Source organism: Variovorax sp. Sphag1AA, assembly GCF_014192575.1.
Lineage (GTDB): Bacteria > Pseudomonadota > Gammaproteobacteria > Burkholderiales > Burkholderiaceae_C > Variovorax.
Window position 1 is genome coordinate 551,560 of the sequence record NZ_JACHYC010000002.1, and the last position, 14,560, is coordinate 566,119.

Sequence of the window (14,560 nt, forward strand, 5' to 3'; positions counted from 1 at the left end):
GATTAACGCACTCGCATGCCCGGGATGGCTCCGGGCCAAGGTTCGAGCACATAGATGCCCGGGGTCGCCTTCTCGTCCGCATGGCTGGCGGCCAGCACCATGCCTTCGGAGACGCCGAACTTCATCTTGCGTGGCGCGAGGTTCGCGACCATGACGGTGAGCTTGCCCACGAGCTGTTCGGGCTGGTAGACCGAGGCGATGCCCGAGAACACATTGCGCGTCTTGCCTTCGCCCACGTCGAGCGTGAGATGCAGCAGTTTGGTCGACCCTTCGACCTTCTGGCATTCCACGATCTTCGCGATGCGCAGGTCGATCTTCGCGAAGTCATCGATGGTGATCGTCGGCGCGATGCCTTCGCCGCCGGGGAGTTCCGTCGCTGCAGCAGGCGTCGCGGCCGGCTCGGGCGCTTCGAAGAGCTGGTCGAGCTGCTTGGCGTCGACGCGCTGCATCAGGTGCTTGTAGTCGTTGATGGCGTGGCTCGCGCCGAGCAGCTTGCCTGCATCGGCGGATACCAGCGGCGCGGTGCCGAGGAAGGCTTCGACCTGTGCCGCGAGCGCCGGCAGCACCGGCTTCAGGTAGATCGTCAGCAGGCGGAAGGCCTCGATGCAGGCGGTGCACACATCGTGCAGGCGGGCATCCATGCCTTCTTTCTTCGCGAGTTCCCAGGGCTTGTTCTGGTCGACGTATTCGTTGACCTTGTCGGCCAGGCCCATGATCTCGCGCAGCGCGCGTGCGTAGTCGCGGGTGTCGTAGAGCGTCTGCATCTGCGCCGAAGCCGCCTGCAGCGCCGAGAGCAGCGCAGTGCCGTCCGCTGACACCGTACCCAGCTTGCCGCCGAAGCGCTTGGCGATGAAGCCCGCCGCGCGGCTCGCGATGTTGATGTACTTGCCGATCAGGTCGGCGTTCACGCGTGCGATGAAGTCGTCGGGGTTGAAGTCGACGTCTTCCACCTTGGCGTTGAGCTTGGCCGCGATGTAGTAGCGCAGCCACTCGGGGTTCATGCCGATTGAGAGGTACTTGAGCGGATCGATACCGGTGCCGCGGCTCTTGCTCATCTTCTCGCCCGACACCGTGATGAAGCCGTGCACATTGACCTGATTCGGCGTCTTGCGACCGCTGAACTGCAGCATCGCTGGCCAGAACAGCGTGTGGAAGTAGACGATGTCCTTGCCGATGAAGTGCACCTGCTCCACGGAGGGATCGGCCACGAAGTCGTCGAAGCTCTGCGCCGTGCGCGAAGGCTGGTGCCAGTGGTTGGCTGCCTGGCCCTTGTCGAAATGGTTCTTCAGGCTCGCGAGATAGCCCACCGGTGCGTCGAGCCACACGTAGAAGTACTTGCCCGGCGCATCGGGAATCTCGATGCCGAAGTAGGGTGCCTCGCGCGAGATGTCCCAGTCGGCCATGCCAGCCTCGAACCACTCGCCGGCCTTGCGGGCCATCTCGGGTTGCAGCTTGCCGTCCTGCGTCCAGCTCTTGAGGAAGTCGACCACCTGCGGGTCGGAGAGCTTGAAGAAGAAGTGCTCCGAGCTGCGCAGTTCTGGCGTCGCGCCTGTCAGCGTCGAATAGGGGTTGATGAGTTCCGTCGGCGAGTAGACGCTGCTGCACACCTCGCAGGCGTCGCCGTACTGGTCCTTGGCGTGGCACACCGGGCATTCGCCCTTGATGTAGCGGTCGGGCAGGAACATGCCCTTCACCGGGTCGTAGAACTGCTCGATGGTGCGCGTGGCGATCATGCCGCCGGCCTTCAGCTTCTTGTAGATGCCTTGCGCGAGTTCGGTGTTCTCGGCGCTGTCGGTCGAGTGCCAGTTGTCGAAGCGGATGTGGAAGCCGTCGAGGTATTCCTTGCGGCCCGCGGCGATCTCGCCGACGAACTCCTGCGGTGTCTTGCCGGCCTTTTCGGCCGCGATCATGATCGGCGCGCCGTGCGCGTCATCGGCACCCACGAAGTGCACCATGTGCCCCTGCATGCGCTGGAAGCGCACCCAGATGTCGGCCTGGATGTATTCCATGATGTGGCCGACGTGGAACTTGCCGTTGGCATAGGGCAGGGCGGTGGTGACGAAGATTCTGCGCTGGGACATATCGCGAGGGCGCTTTCGGGGGAGATCAGAAACAGGGCTGGCCCGGAGTGCGGCGGCTGCCGCCGGGCCGGCGGAAGGACACGCATTTTAGGTTGCGGGGCTATAGTCGTCCCGCCGACCGGAGTTCCACCGTGATCACCGCTTACGAAATCACCCTCGCCCAGGCGGCCGACGCCCGGGAGATCGCGGAGCTCTCCCGCGACGCGATCGAACGGGGTCTTTCGTGGCGCTGGACGGAGCGCCGCGTGTTGCGCGCCATCCGCAGCGAGGAGACCAACGTGGCCGTGGCGCGCCGCGATGGCGTGCTCCTCGGCTTCGGGATCATGCAGTACGGGGACGACGACGCGCACATTGCGCTCTTCGCGGTGCGTGCCCAGCAGCGCCGCTCGGGCGTGGGCTCCGCGCTCCTGGCCTGGCTCGAAACCACCGCAGGCGTCGCCGGCATGCGCGCGATACGGCTCGAAGCGCGGATCGGCAATGCAACCGCCAAGGCCTTCTATCGGCGGCATGGCTTTACGGAGTACGCCTCCAGCCCGGGCTACTACGAAGACGTGGAAGACGCGGTGCGAATGGTCAAGCGTCTCGGCGCTGAGCCGTGAGGCCGGCCTGCGGGTCTTCGCTGCGCCTCCATCCGAAGAACCTCCGGATCGCGTCGCGCTGCTCCATGGCGTCCGACCGCCCGAGCGCGATCAGTTCGCGGGTGAAGGCTTTCTCGAACAGCAAATAGCTGGCAAGCGCCGCACCCTTGAGTGCTTCTTCCGCGCGCGGCATCGAAGGCTCGCCGAGCAGGCTGCGCACCGCGGGCGGCAGGGCGTGTGCGTGCCGCGCGGCGATGACGTCCACGCGCTGCGAAGGCGCAATCAGCAGCAACTCGACATGACGCAGCGAGGTGCGGTGGCGCTCTTCCAGAGGGATCAGCGAAAGCGTCGCGTTGATGCGGCGTACGCGCTCGACATCGGCGGTCAGCGAATCCAGAAAGATGCTCGACAGCGCGTGCCCCGCAATCTGCGCAAGCGACGGGTAGCCGGTGAGCGCGTTCGGCGCCAGCACGGCCTGGGGCTCCTCCACACGGCCAGAGCCGATCGCAAGGACCCGTCTTGCGCCCAGATGAATGGCCGCAGAGAGTGGTGCCGACTGGCGCATGGAGCCATCGCCGAAGTACTCCACGTGACCACCCATGTCGAGCGCTGCCGCGGGGAATACGAAAGGGATCGCCGAAGACGCGAGCAGATGGTCGTAGGTGATGCGCACCGGCACCGCCACCCGCTTCGACCGGACCCAGGGCTGCTGCTGCGGACCGGCCTGATAGAAGGTGACGTGCTCGCCCGATCCGTAGCTCGATGCGGTTACTGCCAATGCATCGAGGTGACCCTTGGCCATCAGGTCGTCGAGTCGTTGCAGCGGCACCATTTGTTCCAGCACCTGGCGCAAAGGCGCGTTGTCGAGCAGCGAGCGCAGGCCGCTGCGCCGCCATTTGGCAATGAGCCAACCGGCAGAGAGGAGACGCGCCCAGGGCGCATCGCTGCGCACCACGCTCAGCGCATCGGCGCGGTAGATCTGACCGGGGCCGAGCCCCGACCACGCGCGCCCGATCATGCGCACCGTGGCCTCGAAATCGTCGGCCCCGCACGCGAGGGCGGCCGCATTGATCGCGCCCGCCGAAGTGCCGGTGATGATCTGGAAAGGGTTGATGCGCGAGCGTTCGCCGGCGCTGCGCCGCAGGCGGCCGATGGCCTGGAGCACGCCGACCTGGTAGGCGGCCCGCGCCCCGCCCCCGGTCAGGACCAGACCCGTCGGCGAGGTTTCGGAGCTTGGTGGTTCGTTCGGGACAGGGGGCATGCGCTGGGCGCAAGCGTACCCCGTCCCGGCGGATCAGGATGCGTACTGCTCCGCAGGATCGTCCGCCAGCGCCTTTTCGACCGTCTCGCGCGACAGCGTCGGCGCGAACGACTCGATGAAGGCGTGCACATAGCCGCGCAGGTAACTGCCGCGCCGCACGGCGAGCTTTGTCAGGTGGATGCCGAAAAGCTCACCGGCGTCGAGTGCCCGAAGCTGGGTATCGCGCTCGGCCTCGTAGGCGATGCCGGCGACGATGCCCACGCCCATGCCCAGTTGCGCATAGGTCTTGATGACATCCGCGTCCATCGCAGTCAGCACGATGTTGGGCGCGAGTCCACGTTCCTCGAAAGCCCTGTCGATGCGCGTGCGGCCGGTGAAGCCGGTGTCGTAGGTGATCAGTGGATGCTTCGCGAGCGCGTCCAGCGTCAGCGGCTCGTTCAACAGCGGGTGCCCCGGCGGCACCACGACCGAGTGCGTCCAGCGATAGCAGGGCAGCGCGACGAGTTGCGGATAGTCGCCAAGCGCCTCGGTCGCGATGCCGACGTCGACCTCGCCTTCGAGCAGCATCTGCGCAATCTGCTTGGGCGAGCCCTGGTGCAGATGCAGTTTCACGTCGGGGAACTGGGCCCGGAATTCCTGGACCGCCACTGGCAATGCGTAGCGCGCCTGCGAGTGCGTGGCAGCGACCGAGAGCAGCCCGGTCTGCCGCGCGACGAACTCCTGGCCCGCGAGCCGGAGGTTCGAGCTCTCCATCAGCATCCGTTCGATGATCGGCAGCACATGGCCGCCGGGCTCGGTGAGGCCCGTGAGCCGCTTGCCCGCGCGCACGAATAGCTCGATGCCGAGTTCCTCCTCGAGTTCGCGGATCTGTCGGCTGACGCCCGGCTGGGAGGTATGAAGCTGATGGGCGACTTCGGTCAGGTTGAAGCCGCAGCGCACGGCCTCGCGCACCGAGCGCAGTTGTTGGAAATTCATGAGGCCTTCATTGTCCCGAGGGGCAGGCCGATCGCGAACGAACGAATCGTTGGTTCCAAATGGGGAAATGATCTTTGGCCCCGATGGGCAATCGCCGGGCTGCAGGAGCGCCTTCCGCCGCCGCACTAGACTAGCCGCCATTCAGGAGTTACCCAGATGGCAGTTACACAAGAGGCGCTCGCAAGCGCACTTCAGGCGGTCCAGGACCCCAACACCGGCAAGGATTTCGTCAGCACCAAGGCGTTGAAGAACGTCCAGATCCAGGGCGACGACGTCTCGTTCGAGATCGAGCTCGGCTATCCGGCCAGGAGCCAGGTGCCCGAGATGCGCAAGGCGCTCGTGGCGGCGGCGAAGGCGGTGCAGGGTGTCGGGAACGTCTCGGTCAACATCACGACCAAGGTCATCAGCCATGCAGTGCAGCGCGGCGTGCAGCTGATGCCCAACGTGAAGAACATCATCGCGGTCGCCTCGGGCAAGGGCGGTGTCGGCAAGAGCACCACGGCCGCCAACCTCGCGCTCGCGCTCGCGGCCGAGGGTGCGAAGGTGGGGCTGCTCGATGCCGACATCTACGGGCCGAGCCAGCCAATGATGCTCGGCATCGACCGCCGCCCCGAGAGCGAGGACGGCAAGACCATGGAGCCGCTGGAGAACCACGGCGTGCAGGTGATGTCGATCGGCTTCCTTGTCGACCAGGACGAAGCCATGATCTGGCGTGGCCCGATGGCGACGCAGGCGCTGGAGCAGCTCCTGCGCCAGACCAACTGGAAGGACCTCGACTATCTCATCGTCGACATGCCGCCGGGCACCGGCGACATCCAGCTCACCCTCTCGCAGCGCGTGCCGATGACTGGCGCGGTGATCGTCACCACGCCGCAGGACATCGCGCTGCTGGACGCGAAGAAGGGCATCAAGATGTTCGAGAAGGTCGGCGTGCCGATCCTCGGCATCGTCGAGAACATGGCGGTGCACGTCTGCTCGAACTGCGGCCATGTCGAGCACATCTTCGGCGCCGAGGGCGGCAAGAAGATGGCCGAGCAGTACAAGATGGACTACCTCGGCGCGCTGCCGCTGGACATCAACATCCGCCTGCAGGCCGACAGCGGCAAGCCGACGGTGGTGGCCGATCCCGATGGCGAAGTGGCCGGCATCTACAAGGCAGTTGCGCGGCGCGTCGCCGTGGGCATCGCGGAAAAGGCGAAGGACTTCTCGGCCAAGTTCCCGACGATCACGATCAGCAAGAACACCTGAGGCCCGCAGCGCTCGCATGAACCTGCTCGCCTCGATGCGCTATCTCGTCGCGCTCGACGAGCATCGCCACTTCGGCCGCGCCGCCGAGGCGTGCCACATCACGCAGCCGGCGCTGTCGAATGCGCTGCGCGCGTTGGAGGCCGAATACGACGTGGTGATCGTGCGGCGCGGGCGTACCTACGTGGGCCTCACGCATGAAGGCGAACGCGTGCTGGCGACTGCGCAGCGCATGCTGCGCGAAAGCGAAGTGCTGCAGCAGGAACTGCGCAGCGAAGAAGGCAAGCCCTGCGGCCATCTGCGCATGGCGGCGGTCCCGACAGCCATCCCGATGCTGGCGCGCTTCGCGGCGATGCTGCAACAGCGGCATCCGGGCATCGTTCCGTCGGTGCTCACGATGAGTTCGCAGCAGCTCGAAACCGGCCTCGAAACCCTCTCGCTCGACCTGGCGCTGGGCTACACCGAGCGCATGCACCTGCGCGACGTGAAGCTCGATGCCTGGCCGCAGAGCGTCGAGCACTACTTCCTGTTGCGGCGGGCGGAGCGTCCTGCTGCGGACACGCTGCGCATCGGCAATCCGATCACGTGGGCCGATGCGGCTGCCCTGCCGCTCTGTCTGCTGACGCCCGACATGCACAACCGCGCCATCATCGACCAGGCATTCCGTGCCAGCGGCAAGACGGTCACGCCTGCGATCGAGACCAACTCCGTGCTGACGCTGGTGCTCGGTGCGGTGGCAGGCAAGGTCTGCAGCGTGTTGCCCGGCGCAATGGTCGCGGCGGCACGCGACCATCGCGAGCTGGAGGCACTGCCGCTCGTTGAACCGGATGTGCAGACACCCATCGGCTTCATGACACAACAGGGCGTGCGGCCGTCGCGAGCATTGGCCGCGGCACTCGACCTGCTGCAGGCGCCGGAATGGCTCGACCAAGTTGGGCAGCACAGCGGCACGCTGGGGGGATCGTTATAGGGTCAAACCTGCTTGACGATTTGTAACAGTACTTGTGACACTCCGGGGGGCCCAGCAGAGGGCACTCAAGACCACAACAGGAGTTACATCGATGACAGGTTCAAGTGCAGGTGTCCTCGACGGGGACGGCATCGGCGTCGCCGGGCCAGCACCAGGTTTTCTCGACAAGGAACGGATCATCGCGGGCGCCGGCTTCAACCGCTGGCTGGTTCCGCCGGCCGCTCTGGCAATCCACCTTTGCATCGGCATGGCGTACGGCTTCTCGGTGTTCTGGCTGCCGCTGTCGAAGTCGCTGTCCACCGCCGGCACGGGCGCCCAGGCCTGCCCGAACGACATGAGCTTCTTCGCCGAGCTCTTCGCCACCGGCTGCGACTGGCGCATTGCCACGCTGGGCTGGATGTACACCTTGTTCTTCGTCTTCCTCGGCTGCGCGGCTGCGCTCTGGGGCGGCTGGCTCGAACGCGCCGGTCCGCGCAAGGCGGGCGTGGTCTCGGCCGTCTGCTGGTGCGGCGGCATGCTGATCTCGGCGCTGGGGATTCACCTGCACCAGTTCTGGCTGATGATCATCGGCTCCGGGGTGATCGGTGGCATCGGGCTGGGGCTCGGCTACATCTCGCCGGTGAGCACGCTGATCAAATGGTTTCCCGACCGGCGCGGCATGGCGACCGGCATGGCGATCATGGGCTTCGGCGGCGGCGCGATGATCGGCTCGCCGCTGGCGGTGGACCTGATGAAGGCCTTCTCCACCCCGACCGACGTGGGCGTGATGCAAACCTTTGTCGTCATGGCGCTCGTCTATTTCGTCTTCATGATCGGCGGCGCGCTGGGCTACCGCGTCCCGCCGACCGGCTGGAAGCCTGAAGGCTGGACCCCGCCGCCCGCCCAGACCAGCAACGCGATGATCACGCAGCACCATGTGCACGTGAAGAAGGTGTGGGGCATCCCGCAGTTCTGGCTCGTGTGGATGGTGCTCACCATGAACGTGAGCGCCGGTATTGGCGTGATCGGCATGGCCAGCCCGATGCTGCAGGAAGTCTTCGGTGGCAACCTGATCGGCGTTGCCAAGAAGTTCGGCGAGCTCGACAAGACGCAGCTCGCAGCCATCGCGGCGGTGGCGGGCGGCTTTGCGGCGCTGCTGTCGCTCTTCAACATCGGCGGACGCTTCTTCTGGGCGAGCCTGTCGGACAAGCTGGGCCGCAAGCTCACCTACACGGTGTTCTTCGTGCTCGGCGGCCTGCTGTACTGGAGCATCCCGTCGTCGGCCGGCGCGGGCAGCAAGCTGCTGTTCGTCGGTGCGTTCTGCATCATCCTGTCGATGTACGGCGGCGGTTTCGCGACCGTGCCGGCCTACCTGGCCGACCTGTTCGGCACGCAGATGGTCGGCGCCATCCACGGCCGCCTGCTGACCGCGTGGGCCACGGCGGGCATCCTCGGCCCGGTGGTGGTGAACTACATGCGCGAATACCAGCTCGGCCTTGGCATTCCGCGCGAGCAGGTCTACAACCAGACCATGTACATCCTGGTGGGCATGCTGGTGATCGGGCTGATCTGCAACCTGCTGGTGCGACCCGTCGCGGCAAAGCATTTCATGAGCGAGGAAGAGCTTGCCCATGAGAAGAAGCTCGCGCACGAAAAGGCCCTGGCCGCCGAGGTGGGCGCGGCTTCGTCGGGCAGCAGCGACAAGGTGGGCCCAGCCGTGGTGGCGCTGGCCTGGCTGGCGGTCGGCATTCCGCTGGCATGGGGCGTCTATCGCACGCTGGTGGCCGCTGCAAAATTCTTCAATTGACGTGAGAGACAGGCGCCCGGCCGCACGCCGGGCGCTCCGCCGAGGCAAATGAAATACCCAGGCACCGAAGAAAAGATCAGGGAAGTCGCCGTCGCAACGCCCGAGCAGCTGCGCGAGCGCATCCGGCGAAAGAGCAAGCTGAAGGGCCGCCAGCCCGAGGAGGCCTCGCTGGACGAGGTAGGCGGACTCATCGGGCCACCTCCGGGCGACGGCTATCCCCGCGACCTGCTGATCGAGTACCTGCACAAGATCAACGACGCTCACGGTTGCCTGCACGACCATCATCTGGTCGCCCTCGCGAAGCTCATGAACATTCCGATGGCGGAGGTGTTCGAGGTCGCGAGCTTCTATCACCACTTCGAAGTCGTGCGCGGCGACGATCAGGCTCCGGGCCTGACGGTGCGCGTGTGCGAAAGCCTCTCCTGCGAGATGGCCGGCGCGAAAGACCTGCTCGCGCGATTGCCCGAACTGCTGGGGCAGGCCGGGCGCGGCGACGTCCGCGTGATCCCCGCGCCCTGCATCGGCCGCTGCGAGCAGGCGCCCGCGGTGGCGGTGCATCAGCGAGCGGTGCCGCTCGCAACGGCCGACAAGGTCATCGCCACGGTCCTTTCCGGCGAATCGCTGCAGGCTCACTCGCCTGGCGGGCGATCCGTCGCGCGATTCGAACCCTCCGAGCTCGCGCAACAAAGCGTCTCGCCCCTGCCGGATGCGCTCAAGGTCCGGCCCGCCTACACCGACTACGCGACCTACCGCGCACACGGCGGATACCAACTGGCGGCCGCCCTGGTCGGCAACGACAAGGAAGCCGAAACCGTGATCCGCTCCATGGAGAACTCGGGCCTGCGCGGCCTGGGCGGTGCGGGATTCCCGACCGGACGCAAGTGGCGCATCGTGCGCGACCAGCCTGCGCCGAAGCTCATGGCGGTCAACATCGACGAGGGCGAGCCCGGCACCTTCAAGGACCGCGCATACCTCGAACGCGATCCGCATCGCTTTCTCGAAGGCGTGCTGATCGCCGCCCGCATCGTGGGCATCGATGCCTGCTACCTGTACCTCCGCGATGAGTACCACGACTGCCGCGAACTGCTGACGGCGGAGCTCGCCAAGCTCCAGGCCGACCCGCCATGCCCGCTGCCGCACATCGAGTTGCGTCGCGGCGCGGGCGCCTACATCTGCGGCGAAGAGTCCGCCATGATCGAAAGCATCGAGGGCAAGCGCGGCGAACCCCGCATGCGTCCGCCCTATATCGCGCAGGTGGGCCTGTTCGGCCGCCCGACGCTGGAGCACAACTTCGAGACCCTCTACTGGGTGCGCGACATCGTGCAGAAGGGGCCGCAATGGTTCAGCTCCTTCGGCCGCCATGGGCGCAAGGGCTTGCGCAGCTTCAGCGTGAGCGGGCGGGTGAAGTCGCCGGGCGTGAAGCTCGCGCCAGCGGGCATCACGGTGCAGGAGCTGATCGACGAATACTGCGGCGGCATGCTGGACGGCCACGCGCTCTACGCCTACCTGCCGGGCGGCGCGTCGGGCGGCATCCTGCCCGCGCGCATGAACGACATTCCGCTGGACTTCGACACGCTGCAGCCGCACGGCTGCTTCATCGGCTCCGCGGCGGTGATGGTGCTGAGCCAGCATGACCGCGCGCGCGATGCGGCGCTCAACGTGATGCGCTTCTTCGAGCACGAAAGCTGCGGCCAGTGCACGCCGTGCCGGGTTGGCACTGCGAAGGCGGCGGCGCTGATGGAGGCGCCGGCCTGGGACAACGCCACCCTCGAAGACCTCGCGCAGGTCATGGGCGATGCGTCCATCTGCGGACTGGGGCAAGCTGCACCCAACCCCATCCGCTGCATCCAGAAGTACTTTCCGCAGGAGATCGCCGCATGAACGCGCCTGCCACGCTTGCCGAATTGCTGCCGCAGACGGTCGAGTTCCAGCTCGACGGGAAGACCGTGCAAGGCCTTGAAGGCGAGACCATCCTTCGGGCCGCGAAGCGTCACGGAGTCGATATTCCGCATCTCTGTTTCAAGGAAGGCCTGCGTCCTGACGGCAATTGCCGCGCCTGCGTGGTCGAGTTGAAGGGTGAACGCACTTTGGCGCCGAGTTGCTGCCGGACCGTTGCGGCAGGCATGGAAGTCCAGGCAACCAGCGAACGCGCGCTCAAGAGCCAGAAGATGGTTGTCGAGATGCTGCTCTCGGACATGCCCGACCAGGGCTACAAGTGGATCGGCGACGACGCCACCCTGCAGCATGGCGAACTCAGCGAATGGGCGGCGAAGCTCGATATCGCGGTCCGGCCCGAACTCAAGGCGCTGCGCCGCGAGCAGCCTGCGGCCGATGTGTCGCATCCGGCGATGGCGGTCAATCTCGACGCCTGCATCCAGTGCAACCGCTGCGTGCGCGCCTGCCGCGAGGAGCAGGTCAATGACGTGATCGGCTACGCACTGCGCGGACAAGACTCGAAGATCGTGTTCGACCTCGATGACCCGATGGGCGACAGCACCTGCGTGGCCTGCGGCGAATGCGTGCAAGCCTGTCCGACCGGCGCGCTCATGCCCAAGAGCCACATCGGTTCGCAGCAGGTGGATCGCAAGGTCGACTCGGTGTGCCCGTTCTGCGGCGTCGGTTGCCTCATCACCTACAACGTCAAGGACGAGAAGATCGTCAGCGTCGATGGTCGCGACGGGCCGGCCAACCACAGCCGGCTGTGCGTGAAGGGGCGCTTCGGCTTCGACTACGCGCACCACCCGCAACGGCTCACGAAGCCGCTGATCCGCAAGCCCGGCGTGCCGAAAACCTTCGACGATGCACCGCGCCCCGGTGACTGGAGCGAAGCGTTCCGCGAGGCGACGTGGGAAGAGGCTCTGGCGCTCGCCGCCGGCAAGCTCAAGGGCCTGCGCGACACGCACGGCCGCAAGGCGTTGGCGGGCTTCGGCTCGGCCAAGGGCAGCAACGAAGAGGCGTATCTCTTCCAGAAGCTGGTGCGCACCGGCTTCGGCAGCAACAACGTCGACCATTGCACGCGGCTGTGCCATGCGTCGAGCGTGGCGGCCTTGCTCGAAGGCGTGGGTTCGGGCGCGGTGAGTAACCAGGTCAACGATGTCGAGCACGCGGACCTGATCTTCGTGATCGGCTCCAACCCGACCGCGAACCATCCGGTGGCCGCCACCTGGATGAAGAACGCTGCGAAGCGCGGCACGAAGATCGTGCTGGCCGACCCGCGTCGCACCGACATCAGCAAGCATGCGTGGCGCACGCTCCAGTTCAAGGCCGACACCGATGTCGCCATGCTCAATGCGCTCATCCATGCGGTGATCGACGAAGGCTTGGTGGATGAGGCCTTCATCCGTGATCGCGCGAACAACTTCGGGGCGCTGCGCGAGAACGTCAAGGGCTACAGCCCCGAGGCAATGGCGCCGATCTGCGGCATTCCGGCCGAGACGCTGCGCGAAGTCGCGCGTGCCTTCGCGACCGCCAAGGGCGCCATGATCCTCTGGGGCATGGGCGTGAGCCAGCATGTGCACGGCACCGACAACGCCCGCTGCCTGATCGCGCTGGTCACCGTCACCGGACAGATCGGCAAGCCCGGCTCGGGGCTGCATCCTCTTCGCGGCCAGAACAACGTGCAGGGCGCGAGCGATGCGGGGCTGATCCCGATGATGTTCCCCAACTACCAGCGCGTCGACAACGCGGGCGCGCATGCGTGGTTCGAGAAGTTCTGGGGCATGCCGCTGGACGAGAAGCCCGGCTACACGGTCGTCGAGATCATGCACAAGGCGCTTGCACCCGACAGCGATCCGCACAAGGTGCGTGGCATGTACATCATGGGCGAGAACCCGGCCATGAGCGACCCCGACCTGAACCACGCACGGCACGCGCTGGCGAGCCTGGAGCATCTGGTGGTGCAGGACATCTTCATGACCGAGACCGCATGGCTCGCCGACGTGGTGCTGCCCGCGAGCGCGTGGCCCGAGAAGACCGGCACCGTGAGCAACACCGACCGCATGGTGCAGCTCGGCAAGCGCGCGCTCGATCCGCCGGGTGATGCCAAGCCCGATCTCTGGATCATTCAGCAGATCGCCACCCGCATGGGCCTGCCCTGGAGCTACGAAGGCGAGGAATCAGGCGTCGCGGCGGTCTACGAGGAAATGCGGCAGGCAATGCACGCCGCGATCAGCGGCATCAGTTGGGCGCGCCTGCAGCGTGAATCGAGCGTGACCTATCCCTGCCTGAGCGAGAACGATCCCGGCCAGCCGACCGTCTTCATCGAGAGGTTCCCGACCGCCGACGGCCGCGTGAAGCTGGTGCCGGCCGACATCATCCCGGCCGCCGAGCGGCCCGATGCCGACTTCCCGTACGTGCTCATCACCGGCCGGCAGCTCGAGCATTGGCACACCGGCAGCATGACGCGCCGCGCGACGGTGCTCGACGCGCTGGAGCCGATGGCGACCGCCTCGATGAACCAGGCCGACCTGGAGGCGATGGGCCTTCAGCCGGGCGACGTCATCACCATCCGCTCGCGTCGCGGCGAAGTGGCGATCCATGTGCGCCGCGACGACGGCACGCCGCACGGCGCGGTGTTCGTGCCTTTTGCGTACTACGAGGCGGCCGCAAACCTCATGACCAACGCGGCGCTCGACCCCTTCGGAAAGATCCCGGAGTTCAAGTACTGCGCGGTGAAGGTCGAGCGCGGAGGTGTGCCGATGCCGGCAGCGGGTTACGGAACTGGCGCGACAGGGGACAATCCACCCCAGTCATGGACAGCCTCGACCTGATCAGAACCTTTCGCGAAGTCGCCTCCCACGGCAGTTTTTCCCGGGCCGCGAGCAAGCTCGACGTCTCCAAAGCCACCGTCAGCAAGTACATCGCCGAGCTCGAATCGCGGCTCGGCGTGCGGCTCCTCAACCGCTCCACGCGGGCGGTGAGCCTCACCGATGCCGGCTCGCTGCTGCTCGAGCGCAGCAAGCCGATGATGGAAATGTTCGAGGACACCCAGGCCGAAGTGCAGGAGCACGCGAGCCGGCCGACCGGCCGCCTGCGCCTGTCGGCGCCGCTAGGGGCGGGGCATGGCGACCTGCCGAAGCTCGTCGGCGAGTTCATGGGCCACTACCCCGACGTCAGCATCAGCCTGCACCTGACCAACCGCAACATCGACATGGCGGAGGAGGGCATCGACCTGGCGCTGCACTTCGGCCCGATCGAGGACGAGAACCTGATCGTGCGCAAGCTCGCGCGCCGTAGCCTGGTGGTGTGCGCCTCGCCGATCTATTGGAAGAAGCACGGCAAGCCGGCGCATCCGAGCGAGTTGACCGAGCACGATACGTTGACGCATTCGAGGCTGGGCCCGCATCCGCAGTGGCGTTTCGAAGTCGACGGCAAGCCCTTCGACGTCCAGGTCAAGACACGGATGGACGCCAACGAATCCGCGGCGCTGATCCAGGTCGCGCTGCAGGGCTTCGGGCTCATCTACATGCCTGAGATGCTGGTGCAGCCGCACATCGATCATGGCGAGCTCGTCCCCGTGCTGCAGGCCTACACCCGCAACGACATGTGGCTGTCGGCCGCCTATCTCCAGCGGCGCCACAACAGCGCCGCCTTGCGCGCGTTGCTCGACTTTCTGGAAATGCGCTTCGGCCGGGAGGGCAAGTCGGCCCGGTGATTGACCGCCGG

The 14,560-nt window shown here is 66.3% G+C and carries 10 protein-coding genes; 7 read left to right on the forward strand and 3 right to left on the reverse strand.

Annotated features, from left to right (window positions below):
* Positions 1-2 precede the first annotated feature (2 nt).
* Positions 3-2,081 (reverse strand): methionine--tRNA ligase, encoded by a 2,079-nt coding sequence (metG, locus tag FHW64_RS09155; protein WP_184525254.1) that lies wholly within the window; start codon positions 2,079-2,081, stop codon positions 3-5.
* A 131-nt stretch (positions 2,082-2,212) separates the two neighbouring features.
* Here metG and FHW64_RS09160 point away from each other — a divergent pair, with 131 nt between their 5' ends.
* On the forward strand, positions 2,213-2,680 hold the full coding sequence (locus tag FHW64_RS09160) for a GNAT family N-acetyltransferase (protein ID WP_184525256.1): 468 nt from the start codon (positions 2,213-2,215) through the stop codon (positions 2,678-2,680).
* Here the strand turns inward: FHW64_RS09160 and FHW64_RS09165 are convergent.
* Positions 2,655-3,920 carry a patatin-like phospholipase family protein gene (locus FHW64_RS09165; protein ID WP_184525258.1) on the reverse strand — a complete coding sequence of 422 codons (1,266 nt, stop codon included), beginning with the start codon at positions 3,918-3,920 and terminating at the stop codon, positions 2,655-2,657. The two genes, FHW64_RS09160 and FHW64_RS09165, sit on opposite strands and share 26 nt — an antisense overlap.
* 33 nt (positions 3,921-3,953) lie before the next feature.
* Positions 3,954-4,895 carry a CysB family HTH-type transcriptional regulator gene (locus FHW64_RS09170; RefSeq protein ID WP_184525260.1) on the reverse strand — a complete coding sequence of 314 codons (942 nt, stop codon included), beginning with the start codon at positions 4,893-4,895 and terminating at the stop codon, positions 3,954-3,956.
* Between the two features lie 156 nt (positions 4,896-5,051).
* Here FHW64_RS09170 and apbC point away from each other — a divergent pair, with 156 nt between their 5' ends.
* The 6 genes from apbC to FHW64_RS09200 all read left to right on the forward strand — a co-directional run bounded on the left by apbC (position 5,052) and on the right by FHW64_RS09200 (position 14,549).
* Entirely contained in the window at positions 5,052-6,143 is a 1,092-nt protein-coding gene (gene apbC / locus FHW64_RS09175) for an iron-sulfur cluster carrier protein ApbC (protein WP_184525262.1), read from the forward strand.
* 16 nt (positions 6,144-6,159) lie between these two features.
* Positions 6,160-7,110: a LysR substrate-binding domain-containing protein gene (locus FHW64_RS09180; RefSeq protein WP_184525264.1), complete on the forward strand. Its 951-nt coding sequence runs from the start codon at positions 6,160-6,162 to the stop codon at positions 7,108-7,110.
* A 91-nt stretch (positions 7,111-7,201) separates the two neighbouring features.
* Positions 7,202-8,896, forward strand: coding sequence for an OFA family MFS transporter (locus FHW64_RS09185; protein WP_184525266.1), 1,695 nt, complete (start codon positions 7,202-7,204; stop codon positions 8,894-8,896).
* A gap of 48 nt (positions 8,897-8,944) precedes the next feature.
* Positions 8,945-10,777, forward strand: coding sequence for an NADH-ubiquinone oxidoreductase-F iron-sulfur binding region domain-containing protein (locus FHW64_RS09190; RefSeq protein WP_184525268.1), 1,833 nt, complete (start codon positions 8,945-8,947; stop codon positions 10,775-10,777).
* Entirely contained in the window at positions 10,774-13,665 is a 2,892-nt protein-coding gene (gene fdhF / locus FHW64_RS09195; protein WP_184525270.1) for a formate dehydrogenase subunit alpha, read from the forward strand. Before FHW64_RS09190 ends, fdhF begins: the two co-directional genes overlap by 4 nt.
* A complete protein-coding gene (locus FHW64_RS09200; protein ID WP_184525272.1) occupies positions 13,647-14,549 on the forward strand; it encodes a LysR family transcriptional regulator in 903 nt (300 codons plus the stop codon). The genes fdhF and FHW64_RS09200 overlap by 19 nt, the downstream gene beginning before the upstream one ends.
* Positions 14,550-14,560 lie beyond the last annotated feature (11 nt).

Coding starts and splice junctions, on each gene's coding strand:
- FHW64_RS09180 (WP_184525264.1), top strand. CDS start 6,160: ATGAACCTGCTCGCCTCGATGCGCTATCTCGTCGCGCTCGACGAGCAT.
- metG (WP_184525254.1), bottom strand. CDS start 2,081: ATGTCCCAGCGCAGAATCTTCGTCACCACCGCCCTGCCCTATGCCAAC.
- FHW64_RS09200 (WP_184525272.1), top strand. CDS start 13,647: ATGGACAGCCTCGACCTGATCAGAACCTTTCGCGAAGTCGCCTCCCAC.
- FHW64_RS09185 (WP_184525266.1), top strand. CDS start 7,202: ATGACAGGTTCAAGTGCAGGTGTCCTCGACGGGGACGGCATCGGCGTC.
- apbC (WP_184525262.1), top strand. CDS start 5,052: ATGGCAGTTACACAAGAGGCGCTCGCAAGCGCACTTCAGGCGGTCCAG.
- FHW64_RS09170 (WP_184525260.1), bottom strand. CDS start 4,895: ATGAATTTCCAACAACTGCGCTCGGTGCGCGAGGCCGTGCGCTGCGGC.
- FHW64_RS09165 (WP_184525258.1), bottom strand. CDS start 3,920: ATGCCCCCTGTCCCGAACGAACCACCAAGCTCCGAAACCTCGCCGACG.
- fdhF (WP_184525270.1), top strand. CDS start 10,774: ATGAACGCGCCTGCCACGCTTGCCGAATTGCTGCCGCAGACGGTCGAG.
- FHW64_RS09190 (WP_184525268.1), top strand. CDS start 8,945: ATGAAATACCCAGGCACCGAAGAAAAGATCAGGGAAGTCGCCGTCGCA.